The sequence below is a fragment of the Pseudoxanthomonas sp. LjRoot204_2 genome (assembly GCF_056175765.1).
Window position 1 is genome coordinate 1 of sequence record NZ_JBGFFG010000163.1, and the last position, 7,247, is coordinate 7,247.

Genomic DNA, 7,247 nt, shown 5'->3' on the forward strand with positions numbered 1-7,247 from the left:
GGCCAGGCGCGTCTACGAACGCATCATCCACGGCAACGAGATCCAGCCGGTCAACTATCTCGCCAAGGGTGTCCGGGTCGCCGAGGCGGTCGCCCGCATCGCCATCCGTGATGGCGCCGGCCGGCTGCGCGGCTGGGGCACCGGCTTCCTGGTGGCGCCCGGCGTGCTGATCACCAATCACCACGTCGTGCCGGATTCCACCACGGCAGCGACCTCGCAGGCGCACTTCCGCTACGAAACCGACCTGTACGACCAGCCGATGGCGCCGCAGGTCTTCGCGCTGGAGCCGCAGCGCCTGTTCTTCGCCGATGAAGCCCTGGATTTCGCCGTGGTGGCGGTGGCGCCGCGGTCCGACAACGCCGACAGCACGCTGGATGCCTTCGGGTTCCTGCCGTTGATCGGCGTCACCGGCAAGGTGGCCGATGGCGAATGGCTGACGGTGGTGCAGCATCCGAACGGCGAGCGCAAGCAACTCTGCGTGCGCGAGAACAAGCTGCTCAAGCGCACCGACGACGTGCTCTGGTATTCGACCGACACGCTGGGCGGATCGTCCGGATCGCCGGTGTTCAACAACGACTGGCACGTGGTGGCGCTGCACCACTCCGGCATCCCGGAGACGCGCGACGGCCAGATGCTGACCCACGACGGACAGCCGTTCGACCCTGCGCGCCATGCCGAGTCGGACATCAAGTGGATCGCAAACGAAGGCATCCGCGTGTCGCGCATCGTCGACACCTTGCGCGGCGCACTGCCCGCGCATCCACTGCTGCAGCCCATGCTGCGCGCCGATCCCGATTACACCCGGCTGCAGCTCGATGCCGCCGCGCCCAGACCCTTTTCTTCCGCCGAACCGCCGGAGTCCGCCATGAGCACGCCGTCATCCCGCTACGTCACCGTGACCCTGGCAGTGGATCCACGCGGCTCGGTCAGCATCGCCCGGCAGGGTACCGGTGCCGACGAATCCACCTTCGCGCTGCGCGAGGCCAGCCGTGCGCCGGGGACGCCGGTCTCGGAAAGGGAACTCCCCTTCGATGATGCCTATGCCGATCGCAAGGGATACCGCGCCGATTTCCTCGGTCGCGAGGAACGCCTCGTTCCGCTCCCGCGCCTGTCGCCCGCGTTGCAGGCGGCCGCCGCCAGGCTGATCGTGCAGAAGGGTGCCGGCAAGGACGACTGCGTCCTGAAGTACCACAACTTCAGCGTGGTGATGCATGCCGAACGCCGCTTCGCCATCTACACCGCGGCCAACCTCGACGCCGCCCATCGCTACCACATGACCCGGCCGGCCGATGTGTGGCGGTTCGATCCGCGCATCGCCGAGAAAGCGCAGGTCGGCAACTTCTACTACCGCAACAACCGCTTCGACCGCGGTCACCTGACCCGTCGCGAAGACCTGGAGTACGGCGCCACCCGCAAGGCCGCGCTGCTGTCGGCGGCCGACACCTGCCACTGGACCAACTGCACGCCGCAGCACGAGCGTTTCAACAAGAATCCTGCACTCTGGCACGGCCTGGAGCGCTACATCCTGGAACAGACCGCTGGCGAGGATGACGAACTGCGCGTGCAGGTCTTCACCGGTCCGCTGCTGGAGGAAGACGACCCGGTCCACGACGCTTTCCCGACCATCCAGTATCCGGTGCGTTTCTGGAAGGTGGTGGTCGCCAAGCGCAGCGATGGCCAGCTCTCCGCCACGGCTTACCTGCTGGACCAGAGCGACGTCATCGCCGAGCACGGCATCGAGGCCGCGCCGCAGGCGCCGTACGGTGCTTACGGCACCTTCCAGGTAAAGATCTCGGAGATCGAGCGCCTGACCGACCTGCAGTTCGGGTACGGCAAGGCGGGCCTGCTGCGCAACCTGGATCCGCTGGAATCGCCACGCCGTCGCGGATCGCGCAGCCGGGTGCGCATGCAGGAGTCGGCCGTCGCGGGCGGACAGCCCGCCGGCTACCACGCGCTGGACGGACTGCCGTCCATCATCCTGGACGCGTGACCGCGCAGCCGGGGCGCGCGGATCCGCGCGCAGTCACGCCATGCAGTCCCGCGCACGCGCCAGCAGCAGCGCCYGCTCGCGYGCGTTGCGCGTCAGCGWGGCGGCGCGSTCGAACTCCCTGCGCGCTTCGTCGCGACGATCCAGCTTGAACAGCAGGTCGCCCCGCACGCTGGGCAGCAGGTGGTATTGCTTCATCGCCGGCTCGTCCAGCAGACGGTCAACCAGCGGCAATGCGCTCGCGGGCCCGGTCGCCATCGATACCGCCACCGCGCGGTTGAGCTCGACCACGGGCGATGGACTGACCTGGGCCAATACGGCATACAGGGTCGCGATGCGGACCCAGTCCGTCGCGTCGGCCGTGCGTGCCCGCGCGTGGCAGGCGGCGATGGCGGCCTGCAGCGCATACGGGCCGAATGCACCGCCCAACCGCTCCGCACGCGCCAGCGCGTCCAGGCCGCGCTGGATCAGCAGGTAGTCCCACCGGCTGCGGTCCTGGTCCAGCAGCAGCACCGGCGCGCCGTCCTTGCCGGTGCGCGCATGCAGGCGCGASGCCTGGATTTCCATCAGCGCSACCAGGCCRTGCACCTCGGGCTCGCGCGGGGACAGCGCGGCCAGCATGCGGCCCAGCCGCAGGGCTTCCTCGCACAGCGTAGGCCGTGTCCAGCCATCGCCGCTGGTGGCCGAATACCCCTCGTTGAAGACCAGATAGACCACGCCCAGCACGGACGACAGCCGTTCCTCCAGTTCCTCGCCGCGGGGCACCTCGAAGGCGACATCGGCATCGGCCAGCGTGCGTTTCGCGCGGACGATGCGTTGCGCGACGGTGGGCTCGGACGTCAGGAAGGCCCGCGCGATCTCGTCGGTCGTCAACCCGCACAGCAGGCGCAGTGTCAGCGCCACGCGCGCGTCCATCGACAGCAGCGGATGGCACGACACGAACACCAGCCGCAGCAGGTCGTCGYCGATGTCGTGATCCAGCGCATCCTCTTCGCGCGCGCGCCGGTCCTCGTGCGCGTCGTCCAGTTCCCGCGCCAGTTCCTCGTGCTTGCGATCCAGCAACTGCACCCGGCGCAGGCGGTCGATCGCGCGGCGCTTCGCGGTGGTCATCAGCCACGCCCCCGGGTTGTCGGGCACGCCGTCACGGGGCCAGGTCTCCAGCGCGGCGACCAGCGCGTCCTGCGCCAGTTCCTCGGCSAGGYCCASGTCGCGCAGCATGCGTGCGAGACCGGCGATGACGCGCGCGGATTCGATGCGCCAGACGGCATCGATGGCGCGATGGGTGGGGGAATCGGACATGCCGTGCATCAGACCACGGCGCCGCAGCGGGTGAAAGCCGCGGCGCAGCGAAGGAGGGCGTCACGGTGTCCACGACACGCCTCCGCCGCCATCACGCATCCTTTTCGCAGTTGATCATCCACGGCACGCCGAACTTGTCGACCAGCATGCCGAACCGCACCGCCCAGAACGTCTGCGCCAGCGGCATGTTCACCTGCCCACCGTCCGACAGCGCGGCGAAGATGCGCTCGGCATCGGCGATGCTGTCCACCGACAGCGACACCGAAAAGCCCTTGATCGCTTCGCACGGGTAGTCGGGATGGTTGTCCGAGCCCATCAGCACCGTCTGCCCGAACGTGATGTTGGTATGCATGATCTTCTGCCGGTGCTCGGCAGGCATGTTCTCGCAGCCTTCCGCACCATCGAACCGCATCATGGGCCCCAGCGTGCCGCCGGTGGCCTGCGCGTAGAAGGTGAAGGCAGCTTCGCAGGTGCCATWGAGGATCAGGTAGGGATTGACGTTCATGGTGGACTCCAGGGGTGGGACGGATGCAGGGCCGGCATGGCCTGCTCATGTCTTCCGACGAACCGGCAGGGCCGGGATCGACAACGTCGGCAGTGAAGAGGGATTCGCCATGCGCCGCCCTCACAGGACCCCGATGTCGGCCCGCTGGCGGCGGGTCAGTCGCGCGAAGGCATGGCGGTACGACCACGCCACCAGCTCCGTGAGGTAGGCGCTGGGCACGGAGGACACGTCCACGACCGTGACCCAGCGGTGGTGCCCCAGCCAGCGCGCCGGCTTGATGCGGGGCTGGTCGGTCAGCTCCAGGAAGCGCTCCGGCGAGACCTTGACGCTGAAGCGCCAGCGCTCCGGTTCACTGGTCTTGAAGTAGGCGAAGCGCTTGCCGCCGACGGCATACACCAGGATGTTGGCGGGCGGTGCGTGCAATTCCTCCACGGAGCCGGGAAGGGAACGGCAGTGGCGTTTGAGGGCGGCGACGTCCATGCATGGATGCTAGCGCCGCGATGGGTTGCATGGTGTGCGGACGGTGTGGGTCGAGGGCGGCGGGTGTCCTAGAGCGGATGCCGCCGTTGCAGCCCGCGGAGTACACCGTCGCTTGCGCCTGAATTCTGGCGACGTGTGGCGACATGGAAAAGGTACTCTGAGCCCTGTTTCGGTTTCGGAAAATCGGGAGCATTCAAGATGAGTGCAGTGAGAAAAAGTGTCGCTTCGCAGTCGACGGTGTTGTGTTTTCTTATGGCGTTGGCGTGTGTCGCATCTCTTCTTTCCTGTAAGCGATATGGCACGGACGTCGAAGTTGATACTGTCGAAGGAAAAGAGTTCATAGTTACTGTCAGTAACAGATCTGAAGATGCGCTGGTGATTGATGACCGCTTGTTTAGTCTGAGTGCGGAGTCTTCTGTCAAGGTGGAAGTTGCGCGTCCTGGCGGAGTGGTTGTCGCGCCGTGCGGTTACCTTGACTACGTAGGCACCGGATCTCGTTTGTCATTRTCGCCTGGCGACGAAGTAGTCCTGCGCGTTCAGTTGACGGCGCTGACAGCCACGCGCTGCCTTACTCCAGAAGAGGAGTACCTGTTCAGAGCTTTGCTGGTTGCAGGCAATGAAGTTGTATCTCGAACTGATTGGGTGCCTTTTAAGGCGGCATCTCTCGACTGACTCCGAGACAGGGGTCAGAGTAGTTTTTTCCTTCTTCTCTAAAGCATAAGGCCCGCATCAGCGGGCCTTGTTGTGATCAGTCAGCCGGAAGCGAAAGGCACGGTGCGGTTCTGAAGATGCATGGCGATCTGGAAAAGGTACTCTGAGCCCTGTTTCGGTTTCACACGGAGCCCGTCATGACTGCCCCATCCGCCTTCACCCGCCTCGCCAAGAAGGCCTCCACGTTCACCGGCCGACYGGCCTGCTTTGCGCTGGCGCTGGGCATCATCGCGGTGTGGGCGGTCACCGGACCGCTGTTCAAGTTCAGCGATACCTGGCAGCTGGTGATCAATACCGGCACGACCATCATCACCTTCCTCATGGTCTTCCTGATCCAGAACACCCAGAACCGCGACACCGAGGCGATGCAGATCAAGCTGGATGAACTGATCCGTGTTTCGCGCAGTGCGAACAACGCGCTACTCGACCTGGAAGAACTGGAAGAGAAGGAACTCGACGCGCTGCGCGAACGCTATGAACGGATGGCACGCGAAGCACGCGATGCGCAGCAGGCACGTCGGCTGCGTTGAGGATGTGCGTCTGTACCGAACTGCGGAGTGGGACTGACATGAAGCGTATCGCCTGCCTGATGCTGTCACTGCTGCCTTGCTGGGCGGCGGCACAGCCGATTGCGAAGACCGCGACCTTCCGCTTCGCCGACGGGGGCGAAGCACGTGTGCACGAGATCGTGGTCGGCGACGCCGCCAAGGTGGACACGCTGGTGGCCACCTACGGCGGATCGGGCTGCACGGATCTGGGACAGCAGTGGCTTCCCCGCCTGGCAGACGGCTTGGGCATCGATGCACGCTACGTGGCGCTCGACAAACGGCATGTCGCTCCGGGAGCGATCGGCGATGGCGGCGTTGCGACCTGCTCGTCCCTGTTCAATGTCCACGATACTCCCCGCCAGTGGATGTCCGACTACATGGACTTCCTGTCGCGGACACTGGAGGCGCAGCCCGGGCGCTGGAAGCAGGTGGTCCTGGTCGGCGGTTCGGAAGGTGGCGCGCTGGCCGCCCGGGTCGCGCGTGCGCGCGCCGATGTGACGCATCTGATCGTGGTCGGCGATGGCGGCTGGAGCATGCGCGAGAACCTGTCCGCGCTGATGGGCGCCGACGTCGTCGAGGCTGCATGGAGGGCCATCGCGCGCACACCGGACAGCACAGATTCTTTCTGGCTGGGTCATGCGCACCGCTACTGGTTCGATACGTTCGATCACGCGCCGCAGGGCGACTACCTGGCTCTTCGGATTCCTGTCCTGATCGGCGTCGGCGAACGCGACCGCAGCGTGCCGGCCGCCTCTGCGCAGGACCTGCTGCGCGCCGCGCATGCGGCGGGGAAGCAGAACATCGGGCTGGTCGTTTATCCCGGAGCCGACCACGGCCTGCGGGCGGATGGACACGATCACCTGCATGAATTCCTGCGGGGCGCCGGGCAAGGCATTGCGAGTGGGGAGCTGGACTAGGCGTCAGCGTGTGGGGATCGCGATGCATCGTTGTCCGGGCCGCATCACCATCCATGGATGCTTGGATTACGCTTCGCTTCGTCCCAGCCTACGACGGGGCGGGGCGATGGCGGTGGTTTCATCGCGGCGCCAACCGCTTTTCCATCCGGTAGTTGTGGATGTCCACGCCTGCCAGCACCCGATCATTCCGGCCGAGGAGGGTGAAACCCTGCCGTTCGAACAGGGGGCGGGCGAGTTCGCTGGCCTCGACGAACAGGCGGTGCAGGCCAAGATCGCGCGCCTGTGTTTCGAGGGCGGTGTAAAGCAGGGTACCGAGGCGCAGCCCTTCCGCATCCGGTGCGACGTACAGCATGTCCAGGTGGCCGTCGGTTTCCAGTTCGGCAAAGCCGAGCACGGTGCCGGCCTGGTCCTGTGCGACCACCACGACGCGGCCGTCGCTGCAGCGTGCTGCCGTGCGCGCACTGTCGGCGGTGRCCGCCCATGCGTCGACCTGTTCGGGCGTGTACGCGCGGGGTCCGTAGTGCCGCACTGAACGGACGTAGAGGTCGGTCAGCGCGGTCGCGTCAGCGGGTCGGTAGCGACGGAGCATGGGCATGCGACGGGGTACTGAGGGCGGTGTTGGCCGCCATTCTGCCTGCCTCTACTCACACATGGCCCGACGCAGGCGCTGAAAAGGTCCGTTCTTCTCTCACTAAGGGTGTCGCGAGGACGAAAGAGGTCCGTTCTTCTCTCACTAAGGGTGTCGCGAGGACGAAAGAGGTCCGTTCTTCTCTCACTAAGGGTGTCATGAGGACCAGAGA

Annotated in this window: 8 protein-coding genes; 4 read left to right on the top strand and 4 right to left on the bottom strand. The window is 66.0% G+C overall.

The window, feature by feature from the left end:
• The coding region (locus AC04L7_RS09305; RefSeq protein ID WP_475512878.1) for a DNA/RNA non-specific endonuclease at window positions 1-1,990 on the top strand (1,990 nt) is incomplete at its 5' end.
• 33 nt (window positions 1,991-2,023) lie between these two features.
• Here AC04L7_RS09305 and AC04L7_RS09310 read toward each other — a convergent pair.
• From AC04L7_RS09310 to AC04L7_RS09320, 3 genes are all read right to left on the bottom strand, one after another.
• The gene (locus AC04L7_RS09310; protein ID WP_475512879.1) at window positions 2,024-3,286 is read right to left on the bottom strand and encodes an RNA polymerase sigma factor; all 1,263 of its coding nucleotides are present in this window, start codon (window positions 3,284-3,286) and stop codon (window positions 2,024-2,026) included.
• 91 nt (window positions 3,287-3,377) lie between these two features.
• On the bottom strand, window positions 3,378-3,791 hold the full coding sequence (locus AC04L7_RS09315; RefSeq protein WP_475512880.1) for a VOC family protein: 414 nt from the start codon (window positions 3,789-3,791) through the stop codon (window positions 3,378-3,380).
• A 120-nt stretch (window positions 3,792-3,911) separates the two neighbouring features.
• A complete protein-coding gene (locus AC04L7_RS09320; protein ID WP_436000384.1) occupies window positions 3,912-4,271 on the bottom strand; it encodes an MmcQ/YjbR family DNA-binding protein in 360 nt (119 codons plus the stop codon).
• A 198-nt stretch (window positions 4,272-4,469) separates the two neighbouring features.
• On the opposite strand from AC04L7_RS09320, the gene AC04L7_RS09325 reads away from it, so the two are divergent.
• From AC04L7_RS09325 to AC04L7_RS09335, 3 genes are all read left to right on the top strand, one after another.
• The gene (locus AC04L7_RS09325) at window positions 4,470-4,943 is read left to right on the top strand and encodes a hypothetical protein (RefSeq protein WP_299346845.1); all 474 of its coding nucleotides are present in this window, start codon (window positions 4,470-4,472) and stop codon (window positions 4,941-4,943) included.
• A 176-nt stretch (window positions 4,944-5,119) separates the two neighbouring features.
• Window positions 5,120-5,512, top strand: a complete 393-nt coding sequence (locus AC04L7_RS09330; protein ID WP_475512881.1) for a low affinity iron permease family protein — start codon at window positions 5,120-5,122, stop codon at window positions 5,510-5,512.
• Between the two features lie 38 nt (window positions 5,513-5,550).
• Complete coding sequence (locus AC04L7_RS09335) at window positions 5,551-6,447, top strand: alpha/beta fold hydrolase (RefSeq protein WP_299346841.1); 897 nt, start codon at window positions 5,551-5,553, stop codon at window positions 6,445-6,447.
• A 118-nt stretch (window positions 6,448-6,565) separates the two neighbouring features.
• Here the strand turns inward: AC04L7_RS09335 and AC04L7_RS09340 are convergent, their stop codons facing one another.
• Entirely contained in the window at window positions 6,566-7,036 is a 471-nt protein-coding gene (locus AC04L7_RS09340) for an N-acetyltransferase family protein (protein WP_475512882.1), read from the bottom strand.
• Window positions 7,037-7,247: the final 211 nt, after the last annotated feature.

Bases quoted from the DNA above. Each gene is read 5' to 3' on its own strand.
- AC04L7_RS09320 (WP_436000384.1), bottom strand. From the start codon at position 4,271: ATGGACGTCGCCGCCCTCAAACGCCACTGCCGTTCCCTTCCCGGCTCC.
- AC04L7_RS09335 (WP_299346841.1), top strand. From the start codon at position 5,551: ATGAAGCGTATCGCCTGCCTGATGCTGTCACTGCTGCCTTGCTGGGCG.